Source organism: Streptomyces sp. NRRL S-378 (assembly GCF_000720645.1).
Lineage (GTDB): Bacteria > Actinomycetota > Actinomycetes > Streptomycetales > Streptomycetaceae > Streptomyces.
The window spans coordinates 1-20,680 of the sequence record NZ_JOBX01000025.1; the positions used below are offsets into that span (position 1 = coordinate 1).

The 20,680-nt window shown below is 71.5% G+C and carries 14 protein-coding genes and 1 pseudogene; 3 read left to right on the top strand and 12 right to left on the bottom strand.

The features are described 5' to 3' along the window. Nucleotides 1–76: 76 nt before the first annotated feature. Nucleotides 77–679, bottom strand: coding sequence for a TetR/AcrR family transcriptional regulator (locus tag IH80_RS0119095; protein ID WP_030961930.1), 603 nt, complete (start codon nucleotides 677–679; stop codon nucleotides 77–79). 141 nt (nucleotides 680–820) lie between these two features. Here IH80_RS0119095 and IH80_RS0119100 point away from each other — a divergent pair, with 141 nt between their 5' ends. Continuing rightward, complete coding sequence (locus IH80_RS0119100) at nucleotides 821–2,374, top strand: MFS transporter (RefSeq protein WP_030961932.1); 1,554 nt, start codon at nucleotides 821–823, stop codon at nucleotides 2,372–2,374. Between the two features lie 80 nt (nucleotides 2,375–2,454). On the opposite strand, the pseudogene IH80_RS42435 reads toward IH80_RS0119100, so the two are convergent. The 5 genes and pseudogenes from IH80_RS42435 to IH80_RS0119135 all read right to left on the bottom strand — a co-directional run. Continuing rightward, a pseudogene (locus tag IH80_RS42435) lies at nucleotides 2,455–4,161 on the bottom strand (DUF4173 domain-containing protein); the annotation flags it as partial. Between the two features lie 182 nt (nucleotides 4,162–4,343). After that, nucleotides 4,344–5,258, bottom strand: a complete 915-nt coding sequence (locus IH80_RS0119120) for an ADP-ribosylglycohydrolase family protein (RefSeq protein WP_030961936.1) — start codon at nucleotides 5,256–5,258, stop codon at nucleotides 4,344–4,346. Between the two features lie 11 nt (nucleotides 5,259–5,269). Next, entirely contained in the window at nucleotides 5,270–5,929 is a 660-nt protein-coding gene (locus tag IH80_RS0119125) for a histidine phosphatase family protein (protein ID WP_030961937.1), read from the bottom strand. A gap of 72 nt (nucleotides 5,930–6,001) precedes the next feature. Further along, complete coding sequence (locus IH80_RS0119130; protein ID WP_030961938.1) at nucleotides 6,002–6,607, bottom strand: YdbC family protein; 606 nt, start codon at nucleotides 6,605–6,607, stop codon at nucleotides 6,002–6,004. Between the two features lie 32 nt (nucleotides 6,608–6,639). After that, on the bottom strand, nucleotides 6,640–7,479 hold the full coding sequence (locus IH80_RS0119135) for an arylamine N-acetyltransferase family protein (protein ID WP_030961939.1): 840 nt from the start codon (nucleotides 7,477–7,479) through the stop codon (nucleotides 6,640–6,642). Nucleotides 7,480–7,574: 95 nt separating this feature from the next. On the opposite strand from IH80_RS0119135, the gene IH80_RS0119140 reads away from it, so the two are divergent. After that, a complete protein-coding gene (locus IH80_RS0119140) occupies nucleotides 7,575–8,534 on the top strand; it encodes a DUF1152 domain-containing protein (RefSeq protein WP_030961941.1) in 960 nt (319 codons plus the stop codon). 87 nt (nucleotides 8,535–8,621) lie between these two features. Here IH80_RS0119140 and IH80_RS0119145 read toward each other — a convergent pair whose 3' ends face one another. Both IH80_RS0119145 and nrdR read right to left on the bottom strand, forming a co-directional pair. Then, nucleotides 8,622–11,513 (bottom strand): vitamin B12-dependent ribonucleotide reductase, encoded by a 2,892-nt coding sequence (locus IH80_RS0119145; protein WP_030961942.1) that lies wholly within the window; start codon nucleotides 11,511–11,513, stop codon nucleotides 8,622–8,624. A 145-nt stretch (nucleotides 11,514–11,658) separates the two neighbouring features. After that, nucleotides 11,659–12,171 (bottom strand): transcriptional regulator NrdR, encoded by a 513-nt coding sequence (gene nrdR, locus IH80_RS0119150; RefSeq protein WP_030961943.1) that lies wholly within the window; start codon nucleotides 12,169–12,171, stop codon nucleotides 11,659–11,661. A gap of 469 nt (nucleotides 12,172–12,640) precedes the next feature. Between nrdR and lexA the strand changes: the two genes are divergently transcribed. Next, on the top strand, nucleotides 12,641–13,438 hold the full coding sequence (lexA, locus tag IH80_RS0119155; protein WP_030961945.1) for a transcriptional repressor LexA: 798 nt from the start codon (nucleotides 12,641–12,643) through the stop codon (nucleotides 13,436–13,438). 93 nt (nucleotides 13,439–13,531) lie between these two features. Here the strand turns inward: lexA and IH80_RS0119160 are convergent, their stop codons facing one another. From IH80_RS0119160 to IH80_RS0119175, 4 genes are all read right to left on the bottom strand, one after another. After that, nucleotides 13,532–15,502 (bottom strand): ATP-dependent DNA helicase, encoded by a 1,971-nt coding sequence (locus tag IH80_RS0119160; RefSeq protein ID WP_030961947.1) that lies wholly within the window; start codon nucleotides 15,500–15,502, stop codon nucleotides 13,532–13,534. A gap of 54 nt (nucleotides 15,503–15,556) precedes the next feature. Beyond that, nucleotides 15,557–17,413: an IucA/IucC family protein gene (locus IH80_RS0119165; RefSeq protein ID WP_030961948.1), complete on the bottom strand. Its 1,857-nt coding sequence runs from the start codon at nucleotides 17,411–17,413 to the stop codon at nucleotides 15,557–15,559. A 98-nt stretch (nucleotides 17,414–17,511) separates the two neighbouring features. Further along, a complete protein-coding gene (locus tag IH80_RS0119170) occupies nucleotides 17,512–18,228 on the bottom strand; it encodes a GNAT family N-acetyltransferase (protein WP_078906619.1) in 717 nt (238 codons plus the stop codon). 33 nt (nucleotides 18,229–18,261) lie between these two features. Next, the gene (locus tag IH80_RS0119175; protein ID WP_078906620.1) at nucleotides 18,262–20,661 is read right to left on the bottom strand and encodes an IucA/IucC family protein; all 2,400 of its coding nucleotides are present in this window, start codon (nucleotides 20,659–20,661) and stop codon (nucleotides 18,262–18,264) included. Nucleotides 20,662–20,680: the final 19 nt, after the last annotated feature.

Below are 20,680 nucleotides of genomic sequence, written 5' to 3' on the forward strand. Positions count from 1 at the left end.
CCCCCGCCCCGCCCCGACCGGCACGGGACCGGCCACGGGCCCCGGCCCACCGGACCCCCGGCCGCCCCCTCCCGTCTCACACCCTGAGCAGCGGCACCATGACCTCGTCGATCAACTCGGCGATGTCACCCTCCACCCATTCACTACCGCACACCTTGGCCCGGTACATCAGCATGGCCGGAATGACATCCACGACAAACGGACCAGTGGCGTCCGGCCTCACGTCCCCCCGCTCGATTCCGCGCAGCACAAGCTCCCTGATCAGGCGCTGGGCGGGCTCCTGCAGCCCGGACCAGATGACCCCGTGGAACCGCTCCGCCGTCTTGTGATCGCATTCGTGAAGCACCGACCAGAGAGCCTGTCCGGCACGCGAGTACATGACGTCCCTCGCCCGCACGCACAGCAGATGGAGGTCCTCACGGATCGAGCCGGAGTCGGGAATCTCACCGATCCCCGGCAGACCGGTCCGCAGCGCCTCGGCCACGAGATCCGCCTTCGAGGGCCAGCGCCGGTAGAGGGCGGCCTTGCCGGTCTGCGCTCCGGCGGCGACGCCCTCCATGGTGAGCGCGTTCCATCCGACCGTGCTCAGCTGCTCCAACGCCGCGTCGAGAATCGCCCGTTCGAGTTCGGGACCCCGCCTGCGCCCCGGCGGCGCCGATGACCAGCGCGAACCCACCATCTCTCCACCCTCCGACCGGCCCGAGGAGCCGCCGCATGCATTTTCGGCCTTAGTGAACGCTTGCGTTCACTAAGGCCGGCTCCTACCGTGGACGCCGTAGTGAACGACAACGTTCACTATTTCACTTTGGGGGGATCCTCAGTGACAAGCTCTCAACTCGCCGCGCCCCGGATACCGGGCGCGGCGCGCCGGGAGGGACGCCCCGGCGTGGCCCTCGCCGTCATCGCCGCCTGCCAGCTCATGGTCGTCCTCGACGCGACCATCGTGAACATCGCGCTCCCGCACATCCAGACCGCTCTCGACTTCAGCACCACCGACCTCTCCTGGGTCCTCAGCGCCTACACCCTCACCTTCGGCGGACTGCTGCTGCTCGGCGGCCGGGCCGGCGACATCCTCGGCCGGCGCCGGGTCTTCCTGGCCGGGATCCTTCTCTTCACCCTGGCCTCCCTCCTCGGCGGCTTCGCCGAGGAGCCGTGGCAGCTGCTCGCCGCCCGCGCCCTGCAGGGGGTGGGCGGCGCGATCGCCTCCCCGACCTCGCTCGCCCTGATCACGACGACCTTCCCCGAAGGCCCCGAGCGGAACCGGGCGTTCGGGGTGTTCGCCGCCGTCTCCGCGGGCGGCGGCGCGATCGGCCTGCTGGCGGGCGGGATGCTGACCGAGTGGCTCGACTGGCGCTGGGTGCTCTTCGTCAACGTGCCGATCGGCGTGCTGATCGCGGTGCTCACCCCGCTCTACATCAGCGAGTCCGAGCGCCACCCCGGCCGTTTCGACATCGCCGGGGCCCTCACCTCCACGGGCGGCATGGCCTCGCTGGTCTACGGCTTCATCCGCGCCTCGGAGGAGGGCTGGCGCGACCGGCTCACCGTCGGTTCGTTCACCGCGGCCCTGGTGCTGCTGGCACTGTTCGTCGTCATCGAGTCCCGCGCCCGCGAACCGATCATCCCGCTGCGCATGTTCGCCGACCGCAACCGCACCGGCAGCTACGTCATCATGCTCGGCCTCGCCGCGGCCATGTTCGGCATGTTCTTCTTCATCGTCCAGTTCGTACAGAACGTGCTGGGCTTCTCCCCCATCCGGTCGGGGCTCGGATTCCTGCCGGTCACGGTCGCCATCGTCACCGCCGCCGGCCTCTCCCAGCGTTTCCTGCCGCGCTTCGGCCCCAAGCCCTTCATGGTCGTCGGGTCCGCGCTCACCGGCACCGGCCTGGCCTGGCTGACCCTGCTGCGGACCGACAGTTCGTACCTGTCCGGCGTGCTCGGACCGATGCTCCTGTTCGGCTTCGGCATGGGCCTCAACTTCGTGACGCTGACCCTCACCGCCGTCTCCGGGGTGGACCCGAAGGAGGCCGGTGCGGCCTCCGGGCTGCTGAACGCCAGCCAGCAGGTCGGCGGCTCCCTCGGCCTGTCCATCCTGGTCACCGTCTTCGGCACGGCCAGCCGCGAGGAGGCCACGCAACAGGTCCCGGCCTTCCTGGCCCAGGCGGATCCCGCGGCCGCCGCCGCCTTCCAGGAGACCGGACGGCTGCCGGATCCCTGGGGGGACCTCGTCCTCGCCCAGGGCATCTCCACCTCGTTCATGGCGGCCGTGGCCATGGCCGGCCTCGCCCTGGCCACGGCCCTGCTGGTGATCCGCGTGCGCAAGAGCGACCTGGAGGCCCTGGCCGGAGCCGCTGCCAAGGCGGGCCCCGCCGCCTGAGGGCTCCTGCGCGTACGGGCGGGCCGGGCGCGGGGATCCACCCCGCGCCCGGCCCGGTACCCGCTGCTGCGCCGGCCTCCGTACTCCATGCGGCTGGCGAAGGTGCCCAGGCGGGAGCAGACCTCGTACGACGCCGTCACGGGACGCTCGCGAAGGATCTCCCGGGCCCGGTACTCGCCCATGCTCATCGCGTACCAAGGGACGTCGCCCGACCGGGACATGTCGTCGTTGATCCCGCGCAGGGCGCAGGACCGCTGGGGCTCGGGCAGCCGGTCCAGCGCGGGAACGGCGTCCGCCGACAGGGACTGGAAGTAGGCCAGGTCGATCTTCTGGTCCTTCTCGAAGCGGGCCACGTTCCGCTCGGCGACCATCCCGTCCGGGGACAGCAGACCGAAGGCCAGGACCGCGGCGGCGGCACTTCCGGCGACCGCGCGGGGCAGCCAGCGCGCGCCGAACACCCCGGCCGCCATGATCAGTACGATGACCAGCCCGAGCCACAGCTCCATGGCGGCCACCGAGACGCGCAGCCTCGTCAGCCCGTACGCGTCCACGTAGAGGTCCATGCGGCGCAGGGCGGCGGCGACCACGACGAGCGTCAGCGCGCACAGGAGTCCGAGGACGACACGGACGAGGCGCCGGTCGCCCGCCCCGGAACGCGGGGCCCAGCGCAGGGCGAGCGCGATCACCGCGAGGGTGAGCAGGGTGGCCCAGAGCAGCTGCCAGAATCCCTGGCGGGCGTACTCGGCGTAAGTGAGGCCGGTGCTCTCCAGGACCTTGTCGTAGCCGCCGAACAGGACGGTCGCCTGGACGGCGTTGAACCCGGCGAAGAGCAGGTTGAGCACCACGAGCGGAAGGGCCCATTCGATCCGGGAGCGCGGCTTGCCCGGCGCGACCTGGATACGGTCCCAGCGCAGCGGGGCGGCCGCCGTGCGGGCCGCCGCGACCGCGATCACCACGCCGAGGACGAAGAGCATGAACCGGATGGGCCCGTCCTCGACCGACACGTCGGGCACGAGGCCGCCGAGGAGGTCGGCGAAGGCCGCGTCTGCGGAGGCGAACAGCGTGCCGAAGAGCACGAGCAGCGCCACGGCCACGGCCGTCGCCTTGACGACGGGCAGCCAGCGGTCCTTGCCGATTCCTCCTCGCGAGCGCAGTCCCTTCAGCACCCAGGCGATGCCGGACACGGTGGAGTCGGCGAACCCGAGCGGGCTGAGGAAGACCCCGGGCCAGGTGCGGCTGCCGTGGAGGGCGAGCGCGCCCAGCAGTACGGCGGCCAGGACCGCCAGGGTGGACGGCCAGGCCGAGTCGCGCAGGGCGGGTACGGCGAGGAGCGCGAGGCAGCCGAGCACCCAGGCGAGGGTCCACGGCCGGGCCGTACGGCCCGCCACGCGGGCGGCGGCGTACGCGGCGACGACGGCGGGCACCACCGCGAGCAGCAGTCCGGGGCCCACGCCGTCGGCCAGGAGCAGCGCGGCGGCGAGGCCGGAGGCGAGCACGGCGACGAGGGTCGCGGTCCGGATGGGAGCGGCCTCGGCCGGGCGCACCACCGTGGCCCAGGAGGGCTTGGCGGGCTGCTGCGGCGGCGGTGGTCCCCAGGGGCGCGGCTGCTGCGGGTGGTGGTGCGGCTGCCAGCCCGGCCGGCCGGTGGGCGCGCCCGGCCGGGGCCCGGCCGCCTCGGCGGGCGAGTTCCCGGCCGGAGCCGGCTGTGTGGGCGAACCCCCTGTCGTGGCCTCTGCGTCGGCCGCCTTCGGCTGGGCCTCGTCCGCCCCGCCGGTGTTCTCTGACATCGGGTCCCCTCCCCTGTCGGCCGCCCCCGGCGTTCAGGTGGGGGCGGCGATGAGGACAGGTTAGGCAGCCGACCAGTGGTTTTGAACAGGATCAAAAGCATGCTGTGGCAGGACCGTGACAATCAAGTCGGAAGGCAGACCCTCACCACGCGCAGAGCCCTGCCCTGATCCGCCGGACACCCCTAGGCGGGCGTCGGCGGCACCCAGGCCGGAAGCGCCTCGGTGCGCGCCAGCCACTCGGCCGGCAGCACGGCGTCTCCGCGCGCGCCCAGCACTCCGCCGACGATCGCGCAGGTCGTGTCGACGTCCCCGCCCACCTGGGCGGTGGTCCAGAACGCCCGCTCGTAGTCGTCCAGTGCCCGCGCCGCGGACCAGAGGGCGAAGGGCACGGTGTCGTGGGCGCTCGTGCGCCGGCCGCAGCCCAGCACGGCGGCGACGGTGGTCGCGTCGCCGTAGTCCAGCATGTCCCGGGCACGCCGCAGCCCGGCGCCGACCGCGCTGCGGGGGACGAGCGCGATCACCCCGTCCAGCAGATCGGCAGCCTTCGGCGGGGCGTCCGTACCCGCGGCCAGCGCGGCCGCGGCGGCGACGGCCATCGCCCCGCAGACGGCCTCACGGTGCTGATGGGTCGTGTAGGCGGAGATCTCCGCCTGGTGCGTGGCCTGCTCCGGGTCGTCGGCGTACCAGGCGCCCAGGGGTGCGATCCGCATGGCGGCGCCGTTGCCCCAAGAGCCCTGCCCGTTGAACAGTTCGGCGGCCAGCGTGCGCCAGTCCTGGCCCTCCCGCACCAGACGCAGCATCCGGTTCACGGCCGGGCCGTAGCCCCGGTCGAAGTCGTGGTGGTGGGCGAAGGAACTGGCGAGCGCGTCCTGGTCGATCCGCCCGTGCGAAGCCAGCACGGCCACCACCGAGCAGGCCATCTCGGTGTCGTCGGTCCACTGCCATGTCTCGGTGCCGGCGGGCAGCTCGCGCCGCTTGAGCAGCGGGTAGTTCACGGGGACGAAGTACTGGGAGCCGAGGGCATCACCCAGTGCCAGCCCTCGGAGGCTGGCCATGGCGCGTGCATAGCGCCGTTCGGGAGTGGAGTCAGGCGTCATCGCGGGTCACTCTAGCCGTCCAGGTCATAAGGCTCAGGTGTGGTCCACCGCTCAAACGGGCGGTCCATCCGGTACCGGCCATCGGGGCCCAGCAGGAGCATCCGGAAATCGCCGTTACCCGGATTGGACAGCGCCTCGAACTCGGCCACCGACCAGTGGAACCAGCGCATGCAGAACAGCCGCATCGTCAGCCCGTGCGTCACCAGCAGCACGTTCTGGGGATGGTCCGGGGCCTCGAAACTGCGGTAGAGGCTCTCCAGGAAGGACCCGACCCGGTCGTACACGTCGGCCCCCGACTCGCCCTGCGCGAACCGGTAGAAGAAGTGCCCGTACGCGTCCCGGTACGCCTTCTGGAGTTGTACGTCCGCCCGGTCCTGCCAGTTGCCCCAGTCCTGCTCGCGCAGCCGCGGCTCCTCGCGCATCCGGACGCGTGTGGGGTCGAGCCTGAGCTCGCGGAAGGTCTGAAGGGTCCGCCGGTAAGGGGAGACGTACGCGCTGATGGTCTCGTCGCCGAAGACCTCGCGCAGCCGGACTCCGGCCGCCGCGGCCTGCTCGCGGCCCTTCCGGGTCAGCCGCAGGGCGTGGTCGGGTTCCCTCTCGTACACCGTGTCGTCGGCGTTTCCCTCCGATTCCCCGTGTCGGACAAGGACGATGCGCCGTGGTCGAACCATCCCCCGACCCTATTCGGCCACGGCCGGGCCGGCCGACCGGGCACGCCGGTCGGCCTGGTGCTTGTCGTACGGTCACACCGTCCAGGACGGTTCCAGGTCGACGACGTCACCGGTGAGGGCTTCGACGTCGGCCTGGATCTGGGCGCGCAGGGAAAGCCGCTCGACCCGCTCCTGCCGGTACTTGCCGTGCTCGGCGGCGGCGTGCCACATGGAGAGGACCAGGAACTCACGGCCCGGCGCCTCCCCGAAGAGGCCCCGGACCATGCCGGGCGAACCCGCCATGGCCGGGTTCCACACCTTCTCCTGCATGAGGGCGAAGTGGTCGACCCTGCCCTCCCGGACCCGGGTGTGCGCGACCCGGACGACGTCGGCATCGGTGAAGCGCGGCTCGAAGCCGGTCTTCACGTCGAAGCGGTGGTCGAAGAGCGTGACGCGCCGGTCGGTGTAGGTGCCGTGCTGCGCGGCGGCCAGTCTGTCGTGCGAGCGCGCCATGAAGGAGTCGTAGAAGGAACGGCTCTCCCAGAACGCGAAGACATGCGCGACCCCCTGCCGGCCTCTGCTCCAGCCGCCGCCCTGCCCCCGGAATCCCGGCTCGCCCGGCAGCCCCGCCCATTTTCGCTGCCCCCGCTCGAACCCGCGTCGGTCCGTCACCGTGCAGCGAATCCACTTGACCAGCACTGCGCCATCGTACGGGCCGGGCGCGGCCCCGGTCAGTCCCCGGCGAGGTACATCCCCACCAGTTCTTCCGCTTCCCGATCAGGCAGCCGAAGACCGAACTCCTGGTCGAGCACGGTGAGGAGCTCGTGCGGGGCGACGAGCCGCCGCTCGGTCCTCCCGTCGGGGTGCAGCAGGGCCAGTTCCCGCCCCACGAGCGCCCGGCGGACGTCGTCGCCCGGGCGCTGGACGATGACCCGGCCGACGAAGGAGGAGTGGGGGTGGCCGGAGCTGTAGTGGTTGAGCACGACGTAGTCGACGGGGTGGTACCGCTGCGGGGAGAAGGCGTACAGGTCCCGCCAGGTGTCGCCGCGCAGGAGGCACAGCACGAGGACCCCGTCCTCCTCCGCGCGGATGCGGTACGTCCACCTCCCCTGCTCCACGTCGGCACCGGGACATCCCAGCGGAACCGGCTCGCGGGGCCCCTGGTGGCCGAACCCGGCATCGCACAGCCACTCCTCGCCGTCGACCGTGACGACGAGGACCGCATGGGTCACCGCGAGCAGGGAGTCCCCGCGGGTGCGGTTGCGGGCACCGCGCCCGGTGACCTCGTAGCCGATCCGCTCCAGGGCGGCGGCCAGCAGCGAGTTCTGCTCGTAGCAGTATCCGCCTCGGCGGCCGTGCACGAGCTTCTCCTCGAGCGACCTGACGTCCAGCGCGACGGGGCGGCCGAGCAGGACGTCCAGGCTCTCGAAGGTGATGGCGGCGGTATGGGCCCGGTGCACTGCGTACAACGTGGCGAGGTCCGCCCGGAGTTCCCCCGGAGCCCCGGAAACCTCCCGAAGGCCGATCCGCTCCAGGTAGGCGTCCAGGTCCAGGTCGTCACCACTCCACATGAACCCCATCTCCCCTGTCCCCCCGCTGCGTTCGTTCCTCGCACGACCCGGAAATCCCGGGCGGGGGCACGTCCGCGCCCCGCACAATGATCGCCATGACCGCCCTGCACACCAACCCGCTCTTCGCCCGCCTCGACGGTGCCGAACGCATCCTCGTGGCGGGCGCGGGCGGCGGTTTCGACATCTACGCCGGCCTTCCTGTCGCCCTCTCCCTCCTGCACCAGGGCAAGGAGGTCCACCTGGCGAACCTCTCCTTCAGCCACCTCGCGGGACTGCCCCCGGAAGCCTGGGCGGCCCCCGACGTCGCCGCCGTCACGCCGGAGACCGCACCCCACCAGGCCTATTTCCCGGAGCGGACGCTGGCCCAGTGGCTGAGGACGCACGGCTACCCCTCCACCGTCTACGCCTTCCCGCGGACCGGGGTGCAGCCGCTGCGCGCCGCCTACCGCGCCCTGGTGGACCTCCACCGCATCGACGCGATCGTCCTGGCCGACGGCGGCACCGACATCCTGATGCGGGGTGACGAAGCGGGCCTCGGCACCCCGGAGGAGGACATGACCAGCGTCGCGGCGCTGGCCGCGCTGGACGACGTACCGGAGCGCCTCGTCGTGTCGGTCGGCTTCGGCGTGGACGCCTACCACGGGGTCAGCCACGCCCTGGTGCTGGAGAACATCGCCGCGCTGGAGCGCGAGGGCGCCTACCTCGGCGCGTTCTCCGTACCGCGCGCCACCCGCGAGGGCGCGCTCTACCTCGACGCTGTGGCCCACGCCCAGGACAGGACCCCGGAGCGGCCCAGCATCGTCAACGGGTCGATCGCCGCGGCCGTCCGGGGGGCCTTCGGCGATGTCCGGTTCACCGCCCGCACCAGTGGCGGCGAACTCTTCGTGAACCCCCTGATGTCACTGTGCTTCGCCTTCGACCTGCCGGGCCTCGCCGCGCGCTGCCTCTACCTGGACCTCATCGAGGACACCCACCTGATGCGGCAGGTCCACTCCCGGATCGCGGAGTTCCGTGAGGATCTCGTCACCCGCCCCGCCCGCCGTTTCCCCCACTGACGGCGAACGCGCGAAGGGGACCGGCCATGGGCCGGTCCCCTTCGTGAACCGTGGATCAGCCAGCCGCGCGGACTGCTCCGCCCGGTGTCAGCTGCAGCCGCTGGTGGAGCCGCAGCCCTCGCAGATGTAGCAGGAGCCGGCGCGCTGCATCTTCGTACCGCAGGAGAAGCAGAGCGGGGCGTCCGCGGAGACACCGAGCTGCATCTCGACCAGTTCGGCGCTGCTGTGGGCCGTCTTCCGGTCCGGGGCCGGGACGGCGGCCGGGGCCGGCTTCGGCGCCGACGGCACCGCGGCGAGCGGGGCCGACTGGGCCAGCGCCTCGGTGTCCACCTCCTCCTCGAGCGGCTCGTAGGAGCCGGTCTCCAGGTGGCGCTGACGCTCCTCGGCGGTGTGGATGCCGAGGGCCGAGCGGGTCTCGAAGGGCAGGAAGTCCAGCGCCAGGCGACGGAAGATGTAGTCGACGATCGACTGCGCCATCCGCACGTCCGGGTCGTCCGTCATGCCGGCCGGCTCGAAGCGCATGTTCGTGAACTTCGAGACGTAGGTCTCCAGCGGCACGCCGTACTGGAGGCCGACCGAGACGGCGATCGAGAAGGCGTCCATCATGCCCGCGAGGGTCGAGCCCTGCTTGGACATCTTCAGGAAGACCTCGCCCAGACCGTCGTCCGGGTAGGAGTTCGCGGTCATGTAGCCCTCGGCGCCGCCCACCGTGAAGGAGGTGGTGATGCCCGGGCGGCCCTTCGGGAGGCGCTTGCGGACGGGGCGGTACTCGATGACCTTCTCGACGGCGGCGCGGATGGTCTCCTCCGTCTTGGCGGTGACCTCCTCCTTCTCCTCCTCCTTCTTCTTGGCGGAGAGGGGCTGGCCGACCTTGCAGTTGTCGCGGTAGATCGCGAGCGCCTTGACGCCGAGCTTCCACGCCTCGAAGTAGATCTCCTCGATCTCCTCGACGGTCGCCGACTCCGGCATGTTGACCGTCTTCGAGATCGCGCCGGAGATCCAGGGCTGGATCGCGGCCATCATGCGGACGTGACCCATCGGGGAGATGGAGCGCTCACCCATGGCGCAGTCGAAGACCTCGTAGTGCTCGGTCTTCAGACCGGGGGCGTCGACGACATTGCCGTGCTCGGCGATGTGGGCGACGATCGCCTCGATCTGCTCCTCCTGGTAGCCCATGCGGCGCAGGGCCTGCGGGACGGTGCCGTTGACGATCTGCATCGAGCCGCCGCCGACGAGCTTCTTGAACTTGACCAGGGCCAGGTCCGGCTCGACACCGGTGGTGTCGCAGGACATCGCGAGACCGATGGTGCCGGTCGGCGCGAGGACGGAGGCCTGGGAGTTGCGGAAGCCGTTCTTCTCGCCGAGACGGAGGACGTCCTGCCAGGCCTCGGTGGCCGCGGCCCAGATCGAGTTGTCCAGGTCCTCGGTACGCGGGGCGACGGCGTTGGCGTCGGCGTGCTGCTTCATGACGCGGTTGTGCGCCTCGGCGTTGCGGGCGTAGCCGTCGTACGGGCCGACGATGGCGGCCAGCTCCGCGGAGCGCTTGTAGGCGGTGCCGGTCATCAGCGAGGTGATCGAGGCGGCGAGGGTGCGGCCGCCGTCGGAGTCGTACGCGTGGCCGGTGGCCATCAGCAGGGCGCCGAGGTTGGCGTAGCCGATGCCCAGCTGGCGGAAGGCGCGGGTGTTCTCGCCGATCTTCTGCGTGGGGAAGTCCGCGAAGCAGATGGAGATGTCCATCGCGGTGATGACGAGCTCGACGACCTTGGCGAAGCGCTCGGCGTCGAAGGACTGGTTGCCCTTGCCGTCGTCGTTCAGGAACTTCATGAGGTTGAGCGAGGCGAGGTTGCAGGACGTGTTGTCCAGGTGCATGTACTCGCTGCACGGGTTGGACGCGGTGATGCGGCCGGACTCGGGGCAGGTGTGCCAGTTGTTGATCACACCGTCGTACTGGATGCCCGGGTCGGCGCAGGCCCACGCGGCCTCGGCGAGCTTGCGGAAGAGCGCCTTGGCGTCGACCGTTTCGATGACCTCGCCGGTCATACGGGCCCGCAGGCCGAACTCGGTGCCGTTCTCGACGGCCGTCATGAACTCGTCGTTCACGCGGACGGAGTTGTTGGCGTTCTGGTACTGGACGGACGTGATGTCCTCGCCGCCCAGGTCCATGTCGAAGCCCGCGTCGCGCAGGGCGCGGATCTTCTCCTCCTCCTTCACCTTGGTCTCGATGAAGGCCTCGACGTCCGGGTGGTCCACGTCCAGGACGACCATCTTGGCCGCGCGGCGGGTGGCGCCGCCCGACTTGATCGTTCCCGCGGACGCGTCGGCGCCGCGCATGAAGGAGACCGGGCCGGAGGCGTTGCCGCCGGAGGAGAGGAGCTCCTTGGAGGAGCGGATGCGGGAGAGGTTCAGGCCGGCGCCGGAGCCGCCCTTGAAGATCATGCCCTCTTCCTTGTACCAGTCGAGGATCGACTCCATGGAGTCGTCGACGGACAGGATGAAGCAGGCGGAGACCTGCTGCGGCTGGGGCGTGCCGACGTTGAACCACACCGGGGAGTTGAAGCTGAAGATCTGGTGCAGGAGGGCGTAGGTCAGCTCGTGCTCGAAGATCTCCACGTCGGCGGGCGACGAGAAGTAGTCGTGGTCCTCGCCGGCCTTCGTGTACGTCTTCACGATCCGGTCGATCAGCTGCTTCAGACCGGTCTCGCGCTGCGGGGTGCCGACCGCGCCGCGGAAGTACTTGCTGGTGACGATGTTGACCGCGTTCACCGACCAGAAGTCGGGGAACTCGACGCCGCGCTGCTCGAAGTTGACCGAGCCGTCGCGCCAGTTGGTCATGACGACGTCACGGCGTTCCCAGTTCACCTCGTCGTAAGGGTGCACGCCGGGGGTGGTGTGGATGCGCTCGATACGCAGGCCGCCCTTGGCAGCCTTGGTTCCCTTGGCGCGGGAACCACGTGCCGAGCTGCTCGCCGTCTCTGTCATGCCGCTGCCTCCCATATGCGGGCAAAAACGCCCTAAAGTGCCAGCGATATTCCGCGGCACAATGCTGTGTCTCTGTATCTACGTCTCTTCGCGCGGCCGACCGGCCGCGACCCGGTGTACGAGTACCGAGCCGCGGGCAGCCCGGTCAGTCGGCGGCGGAGGCGGGCACGGGGACCGAACCGGTCCCGCCGTGCTCGCACTCTTCAGGGCGAGGCCGCCGTTCGCGGAGTTCCGCGATGGCGGTCTCGAAGTCCTCGAGGGTGTCGAACGCTTTGTAGACGGACGCGAACCGCAGGTACGCGACCAGGTCGAGCTCCTGCAACGGGCCGAGTATGGCCAGACCCACGTCGTGGGTGGTCAGCTCGGCGCTCCCGGTGGCGCGCACCGCCTCCTCGACCCGCTGGCCGAGCTTGGCGAGGGCGTCCTCGGTGACCGGCCGCCCCTGGCACGCCTTGCGCACGCCGGAGATGACCTTGGTACGGCTGAAGGGTTCGGTCACCCCGCTGCGCTTGATCACCATCAGCGAGGCCGTCTCCACCGTCGTGAAGCGACGGGAGCAGTCGGGGCACTGACGGCGCCGGCGGATCGACGTGCCGTCGTCCGTGGTGCGGCTGTCGACGACGCGGCTGTCGGGGTGCCTGCAGAAGGGGCAGTGCATGGTTCCCTCACCCTCCTTCTTGGCACGACTGAATCACCCCACGGAGTCGCTGAACGACAGAGACGGACTCTGTCGGGGGCTCGCGGAGCAGCCACAAGCATATGCGATCCCGGAGGTCTCAGCGGACCCAGGGACCACAACTTCTGGGTGGCCGCGCTCATCCAACCACTAGATCTTGGGTTGCGGTGGATTTGGACGCCTCTGCGTGTCGCAGCGTCCGATAGCCGGATACGAGCCCTCCCGGTGCCACACTGGGCACAGGGGCCGCACGGCCGCGACCCGACCGGGAAGGGTACCGTAAGCAACGGAAGCCGGACCGAACCCGCGTTCGTCGATCCGTCTCCTATACACCCCGCGTTTTACCCACGCAGGGCGATCTCCGATTTTTCACTCGAACGTGTGTTTGGCGCAACCTTTCGAAAGCAACTACCGTTGTCCAGCTAGGGAGAACATTTCGAGAGGGGCCGACGTGACCACCACCGCAGACAGTGCCGCCGCCATCACTGCCCAGAACCGCTCCCAGAGCCGACTCGAGCCGGTGCATGCCATGAACGACGCAAACCTGAATCCGGATGCGGACGCCGCCGTACGTCCCGCGCGCTCGCTGCCAGGTCGACCTCCAGGCATCCGCGCCGACAGCTCCGGGCTCACGGACCGGCAGCGGAGGGTCATCGAGGTCATTCGCGACTCCGTGCAGCGCCGGGGTTACCCGCCGTCGATGCGCGAGATCGGCCAGGCCGTCGGCCTGTCCAGCACGTCGTCGGTGGCGCACCAGCTGATGGCCCTGGAGCGCAAGGGCTTCCTCCGCCGCGACCCGCACCGGCCCCGGGCCTACGAGGTGCGCGGCTCGGACCAGCCCAGCTCGCAGCCCACGGACACCACCGGCAAGCCCGCGGCCTCCTACGTTCCCCTGGTCGGCCGGATCGCGGCCGGCGGCCCGATCCTCGCCGAGGAGTCGGTGGAGGACGTCTTCCCGCTCCCTCGCCAGCTCGTCGGCGACGGGGAGCTCTTCGTTCTCAAGGTCGTCGGCGACTCGATGATCGAGGCCGCCATCTGCGACGGCGACTGGGTCACGGTCCGTCGCCAGCCCGTCGCGGAGAACGGCGACATCGTCGCCGCGATGCTGGACGGCGAAGCCACCGTCAAGCGCTTCAAGCGCGAGGACGGCCACGTCTGGCTCCTCCCGCACAACGCCGCCTACCAGCCGATCCCCGGCGACGAGGCGACCATCCTCGGCAAGGTCGTCGCAGTCCTGCGCCGCGTCTGACCCCGCCCCTCCCTAGCCAGCCCCCGGGACCCACTGCGCCGGTCCCGGGGGTTGTTCTGTTCCCGGCGGCCGATCGCCTCTGCTTCCGAGGACCTACTTGCCGTCCGCCTGGGCGGCGGCGTCGATCGCGGCCAGCGAGCGGCGGACCTGGTTGCGGTCGTTGGTGTACCAGAAGTCCGGCAGCGTGGCCCGCAGGAAGCTCCCGTACCGGGCCGTGGCCAGGCGGGGATCCAGGACCGCGACGACGCCCCGGTCACCCGAGGCCCGTACGAGCCGGCCCGCGCCCTGGGCCATCAGCAGGGCGGCGTGCGTGGCGGCTACGGCCATGAACCCGTTGCCCCCGTGCTCCTCCACCGACTTCTGGCGGGCGCTCATCAGCGGGTCGTCTGGGCGCGGGAAGGGGATCCGGTCCATGATCACCAGCTGGCAGCTGGGGCCTGGCACGTCCACGCCCTGCCACAGCGAGAGCGTCCCGAACAGGCAGGTCTTCGGGTCGGCGGCAAAGGTCTTGATCAGCTCGCCGAGCGTCTCCTCGCCCTGGAGCAGGATCGGATGGTCGAGCCGGCCGCGCAGCTCCTCGGCGGCCGCCTTGGCACCGCGCATGGAGGAGAACAGCCCGAGGGTGCGGCCGCCCGCCGCCTCGATCAGCTCGGCGAGCTCGTCCATCATGTCGCCGCGGGTGCCTTCCCGGCCCGGCGTGGCCAGGTGCTTGGCGACGTAGAGGATGCCCTGCTTCGGGTAGTCGAAGGGCGAGCCGACGTCCAGGCCCTTCCACAGGGGCACGTCGTCCCCTTCGACGCCCTCCGGGGACAGCCCCAGGGACGCGGCGACGCCGTTGAAGTCGCCGCCGATCTTCAACGTGGCGGAGGTGAGCACCACCGAACGGTCCTCGAAGAGCTTCTCGCGCAGCAGACCCGACACCGACAGCGGGGCGACACGGAGGCTGGCGCCGAAGCGGTCGTGGCGCTCGTACCAGACGACGTCGTACTCGGAGCCGTTCGTGATCCGCTCCGCCACCGAGTGGACGTTCTCCACCGCCGCCAGGGCCTGCTTGCGAACCGCGTCCTCGTCGTGGACGGACTTGTCCCGGGTGGCCCCGATCGCCGAGATCACATTGCGTGAGGCGTCCCGCAGGGACATCAGGGCGTAGCCGAGGTCCTCGGGGATCTCCTCCAGGCGGCCCGGGAGCGCCAGCTCCATGACGCGTTCGAAGGTTTCGGAGGCGGTCTGCAGGGCGTCCGCGATCTTCTCGTCGACCAGCTTGGCGGAGCGCTTCACTGCCCGGTTGACCTGGCCGGGGGTCAGTTCGCCGGTGGCGACCCCGGTCACCCTGGAGACCAGCTCGTGGGCCTCGTCCACGATCAGCACCTCGTGCTGCGGCAGCACCGGAGCGCCCTCGATGGCGTCGATGGCGAGCAGCGCGTGGTTGGTGACGACAACGTCCGCGAGCTTGGCCCGCTCGCGCGCCGCCTCGGCGAAGCACTCGGCTCCGTACGCGCACTTCGTCGCGCCCAGGCACTCTCGGGAGGAGACGGAGATCTGCGACCAGGCCTTGTCGGACACGCCCGGCGTCAGGTCGTCGCGGTCGCCGGTCTCCGTCTCGTCGGCCCAGTCGCGCAGGCGGAGCAGGTCCTGCCCGAGCTTGCTCGTGGGGGTGGCCGCCTCGAACTGGTCGAAGAGGCCTTCCTCCTCGTCCTGCGGGGCGCCCTCGTGCAGGCGGTGCAGGCAGAGGTAGTTCGACCGGCCCTTGAGCATGGCGAACTGGGGCCGGCGGCGCAGCTGCGGGTGCAGGGCCTCCACCGTCCGGGGCAGGTCACGCTCGACGAGCTGCCGCTGGAGGGCGAGGGTCGCGGTGGCCACGACCACGCGCTCGCCGTGGGCGAGGGCCGGCACCAGGTAGCCGAGGGACTTACCGGTGCCGGTTCCCGCCTGGATGAGCCGGTGGGAGTTGTCGTCGATCGCTTCGGCGACGGCTTCGGCCATGGCCACCTGGCCGGGGCGCTCCGTACCGCCGACGGCGGAGACGGCGGCGTGCAGCAGGTCGGGGAGGGAGGGCTTCGTCATAGCACTGCCAACCCTACGGGGCCCCGCTGACAGCGGGCGCACACCGACGGGGATTCATGGCCGGTGGAGGGGGTTGGGCACGGTGCCGTACTGCACGGCGTGCGGGCGATCGGGGCGGTCGCGGTAGCCGTCCTCGTAGAGCCGGTTCCTGTTCAGGCACAGCCGCGCGATGCGCTCGCCGAGCAGGTCGAAGAGCTCGTAGCGCTCCTTGAGCTCGGGGAAGCGCGCCTGGTGGCGCATGATCTCGGCCCTCACGAGCGACCAGAAATCGCCCTCCGGGACGTCGAGGCGGGCCTCGCACAGGGCCGACAGATAGCGGAAGACTCCGATGAACAGTCCGGAGTGGATGAACTGCGGCAGGAAGTCGGCGGGCTCGGTGAGGAGGACGGCCCGGACCTCGTCGGGCACGGAGGCCAGCTCCGGCAGCGGCTCGTCAGTGATGTTGACGTCGTCCACGAAGTCCTTGACCGCCAGCCGGACCGGGACGTCGTGCTCGTCGAAGATCACGACGACGTTCTCGCCGTGCGGCGAGAAGACGGTGCCGTAGCGGTACAGGAAGTGGAGCAGTGGGGGCAGGACGGCCGCGAAGAGCCGCTGGAGCCAGACGGTGGGTGTCAGGCCGGAGCGGGCGACCAGTTCGGCGGTGAAGGACCGGCCGCGGGGGTCTGTGTGGAGCAGTGAGGCGAGGGTGCGGGCACGTTCCCCCGCCTCCAGGAGACCGGTGAGGGGCTCGCGCCAGATCGCGCCGAGGAGTTCCTTGTACTGGTACGGGACCTCGGGGAGCCGGTCGTACACGGGGTGGCGGACGGTGACGGAGGCGACCTCCCCGAGCAGGACGACCCGGCATTCGTCGCGCAGGAAGGGGTCGTCGTCGCGGAGGGAGTGGATCCAGGCGGTGACGGCGGGGGCCGCGAGGGCGAGGTCGGAGGGCAGCCCGCGCCAGACCATGGTGTTGAAGACGGAGAGTGGGAGCTTGACGCTGTGCCGGTCCGGGCGGCTGAGGTTGAGGAAGGTACGGATCGACTGCTGGGGCAGGCGGACGTCCGGATCGGCGGGGAGCGGGACGAGGTCTCCCGAGGCGAGCGCCGGAGCGAAGAGGGGGACGACGACCTCGTCCCACTGCCAGGGGTGCACGGGGAAGTAGAGGTAGTGCAGCGGGTCAACGCCGCGGTCGCGGAGGGTCTGGTCGAAGGCCGCGCGGGTGGCCGGGTCGAGCTCGGCGGAGTAGAGCCGGGCAGGGTCCTGCAGGCCGGCGGTGCCGCGGTAGGTGGCCAGCGAGGTGTGGGCGGCGAGCCAGGGCAGGCACTGGCGGGTGCGGGCCTCGGGGGCCCAGGCCGTGGTGTCGGAGGCGGACAGTCCGATCCGGCCCTTGTTGAGGACGAGCCAGGGGTGGCCGGTCTGGTGGCCTTCGAGGGCTGCGTAGTCCAGGTCGGCGAGAACGTCGGCGGTGAGGGCGGTGTGGTCGAGCCGGGCGTCGGCGGCGAGGGTGGTGCTGAGCTCGCGGACGAGGTGGCCGAGGGTGGCTCCGTCGAGGCCGAGGAGGGTGCGGGCGCGGACGAGGAAGTCGTACGGGTCCCCGAAGGAGGTCGGGGTGGCCGGTGCGGGTGGGGGCGGCGTGAGCGTGATGGTGTCCGGTGCGACGTGCCAGCTGCCGTACACGCGGCGGCGGGCCCGGAAGCCGAGGCTGCTGCCGTCGTCGAGGGTCAGGGTCCAGGCGTCTCCGGCGGCAGCCGGGGCGGGAACGGGGCGGATGATCTCCTCGTAGGCGAATTCGGCGAGCATCTTGGCGAGGAGCCGGCGGGCGGCGAAGTCCCAGGTCGGCAGGGTGAGTTCGGGCGGCGTGCAGAGGTGCTGCGGCGACGGCGGCAGGACGGGATCCGTCGGGTCGGGGGCTGCTGGGAAGTTCGGCACGAGACTCCTCGAAGATCGGGAACTTTGCTGCGCGGCGCAGAGTTTTCGAAGGGAGAGGTGCGAGCGACGACGACGGTCGGGGCGTGCGGGTGCGGCGATCAGAGGAGATTGCGCAGGGCCCGCTCCCGGACCATCAGGGCGGCGCGCTTCTCGGGGAGGTCGATTTCCGCATGGCAGCGGAAGCCTGAGCTGAGGAAGGCCGAGACGGAGGGGGTGTTGCGGATGTCCGGTTCCGCGACGACGCGTGTGCAGCGGGGACGGTTGCCGAGGACCAGGTCGGCGACGGCGCGGAGCAGAGCCGTGCCCAGCCCGCGGCCGCGGTTCGTGCCGTCTCCGATGAGCAGGTGGATACCCGTGTCGTGGGGGCGCGCCGGGTAGTGCCGGGAGAGCGGGTCGAGGTCGGCCCGGTAGATCTCCCAGTAGCTCATCGGTGTGCCGTCGAGGAGGCCGAGGCAGGGGATGCTCTCGCCGTCGCCGTCGAGCTGGGACCGCAGGTGGGCAGCGGTGATCTCGGCGGGCCCGTCGAGTTCCCAGTAGGCGGCCACCTCGGGGTCGTTCATCCAGCGGGTGAGGAGTTGCAGGTCTCGGCCCGGCCGTACGGGTTCGAGGCGGAAAACTCCGGCCCGGGTGGTGACGCTGCCCCAGGTGGCCGGGGAATCCAGCAGGTCGGCCTCGGCGAGCAGGGGCAGCAGGTCGGCGTTGAGACGTGTCCCGGCGGTGGGCTGCACGAGGCCGAGGGCGTCGAAGGCAGCGGCGTCGTCCGGGGCGTTGGGACGGGGTCCGGCTGAAACGGCGGCGGTGTCCGTGAGGCGCATCGGGGGATCTCCTCCGCGTCGGGCGCCGACGCGTCAATCGTGAAGGGGGTTGGTGATGGTGACGTAGACGGACTGGGTGTCGACGGGGCCGACCAGCTCGTCGAGGCCGCCCAGGCGGGTGAGCAGGTTCGCCTTGCAGCGCAGGGTGGGCGAGTCGAGCAGCCGGGTGGGGAGCGGGCCGAGGCCCGCGGCCTTGGCGAGGAAGCGGCGGAAGGCGGCGAGGAGGACGCGCTCGTCGGCGAGGCGCTGGGAGCCGAAGGCACCGATCAGGCCGAGCACGTTGTTGATGCCGAGGTAGTAGGCGAAGCGCTCGTCGGTCACGGAGTCGGAGACGAAGGTGTCGCTACGGCTGCCGATGCCGGGGAGCCTCTGCTCCAGTTCCGCGCGGCGGGATGCGCGGAAGTAGTAGCCCTGGTTGTCGCGGTAACGGCCGCCGGCCGGCCAGCCGGCCGGGTCGAGGAGGACCAGCGTGTTCTGCTGGTGCGCTTCGAGGGCGATGCCGGCGAGGGCGTCGAAGGCGAGGACCGGAAGGACCACGTGGTCGAGGTAGCGCAGGAACCACTCGGCGGCGACGGCTGAGGTGGTGTGTCCGGTGGCGGAGGCGAGACCGGTGACGATCTCGGCGAGACGGGAGCTCATGGTGGTCCGGCCGGGCCATGGGCGGGGGGAGGTGAGCGCGGCGATGCAGACGGCGTCGTCGCCCGAGCGGAAGGGGTTGTGACGGAGCAGGGCGTCGAGGCCGGGGACGGGGGTGCCGTCCGGAGCGTCCACGGCCACCCAGGCCGGGTCGCGGACGATGTCGAAGCCGGGGTGGGCCGCCTGCCACTGCTCGGCGAGGCCGGTGCGGAGCAGCCGGTGCACCTCGACGCCGCGGTGGAGTTCCTTGCGGAGGTTCTCGCGGCGGGAGTTGGTGATGCGCAGGCCCAGGGAGAGCTTGAGCATCGCGGGGACGCCGGGCCGGTGGACGGTGCGGACGGAAGAGGTCGGGTACCAGGCCTCGCCGTGCGGGCCCAGGTCGTGCAGGAGTCCTGCGTCGCAGAGGGCGGTGACGGAGGGGCGTTGGAGGAGGTCTCGGGCCTGCCAGGGGTGCAGGGGGAGGGGGGTGGTGCCATCGGGCAGCGGGAGTCCGGGGGCGAGCCGGCCGAGGAGTTGCGGTGCGGAGACGGGGCGGCCGCGCTCGGTCCAGGCGGATTCGGTGGCGAGCGCGGAAGGGGCGACCGCGAACCAGTGCAGGGGGAAGGAGCCGTGGAGCTCGGGTGAGTAACGACGGGCTTCGGTCTCGGAGAGTCCTTCACGGCTCTTCGGGTCGGGCTGGAGGGGGTGACCGAGCAGGAGCGACTGTTCGGCGGTGAGGAAGCGGTCCGCGCAGGCGGGGGCCGGGGCGATGGGGCGCTCTCGCCGGTCGGCGATGAACTCGGTGGTACGGCGCACCGAGTCGGCGACCCGGCCGACGAGATCGGCCCTGCCGCGGCCGTCGCCCGCGCCCTCGCGGGCGATGAGTGCGGCAAGGGTGACGGCGTCCAGGCAGGGCGCGGTGGGGGCCGTGCCTTCGAGGCGGGCGGGGCCGAAGCGGTGCCAGCCCGCGTGGGACCAGTGGCGTACGCCGACCAGCACGGCGGTGCCGGACGCGGGAAGGGGGATGCGCAGCGGGCTCCCGGTGGGGCCGTCGGGGCGGTGGAGTCCGGATTCGCGGACCCAGCACCGGAGCAGGTTCTCCACCGCCGCGGCCTCGGCGGCGCGGGCCGGGTCGGGGTCGTCCAGCGGGTCGGGGGCGGCGATCGGCTCCGGTCGGATGAAGCCCGGCCGGCCGGTGCGCGCTCTGGGGGTGCCGTCCTTCTGGCGGGGCACGGTGGCGGTCGCCCCGGCGTCGGCCGCGCCGGACTGCGGGGACCGTGCGCCGGGTGCGGTCTCCTGGCCCGGGGGGTGCTCGGTGGTGTGCCCGTCGGTGGGGGCGGCGGCATCGGAGCGGTGTCCGGGGGCCGGATCGGCCGAGGGGATGTGGGGGTCGGCCGGGCCGGGATCCGGATCCGCCGCCTGAACGTGCTCCGTGCCCCACGGCGTGGTGGGGCCCGGCGATGCCGGTGTGCCGGTGACCGGGACGGGCCCGGGCGCCGGCCGCGGCGGAGCAGGGTCCCGTACGGGGCTGGTGGCGGCCGCCGCGGGTGCGGGGCCGGGGTCCGGTGACGGCTGCCCCGGGGCGGCGGCTGCGGGCTCGGGACGCGGGAGGGCCGTGCGGACCGGGTCGGGCTGCGGCTGTGTCTGTGGCTGCTCCGGCCGTGCCTGCGGCTGCGGGGGCGCCTGCCATTCGAGGGCGGCGGGCAGGGAGACGGCGGAAGGCGGGGTGCGCGGAAGGGGGTTGGGCCGGATCGGTGGCGTCGGGGTGACGGGAGTGCTGATGGGAGTGGTCGGGGTGGACTGGTGCGGCTCGGGCATCGCGGGTCCTCGGGTGGCA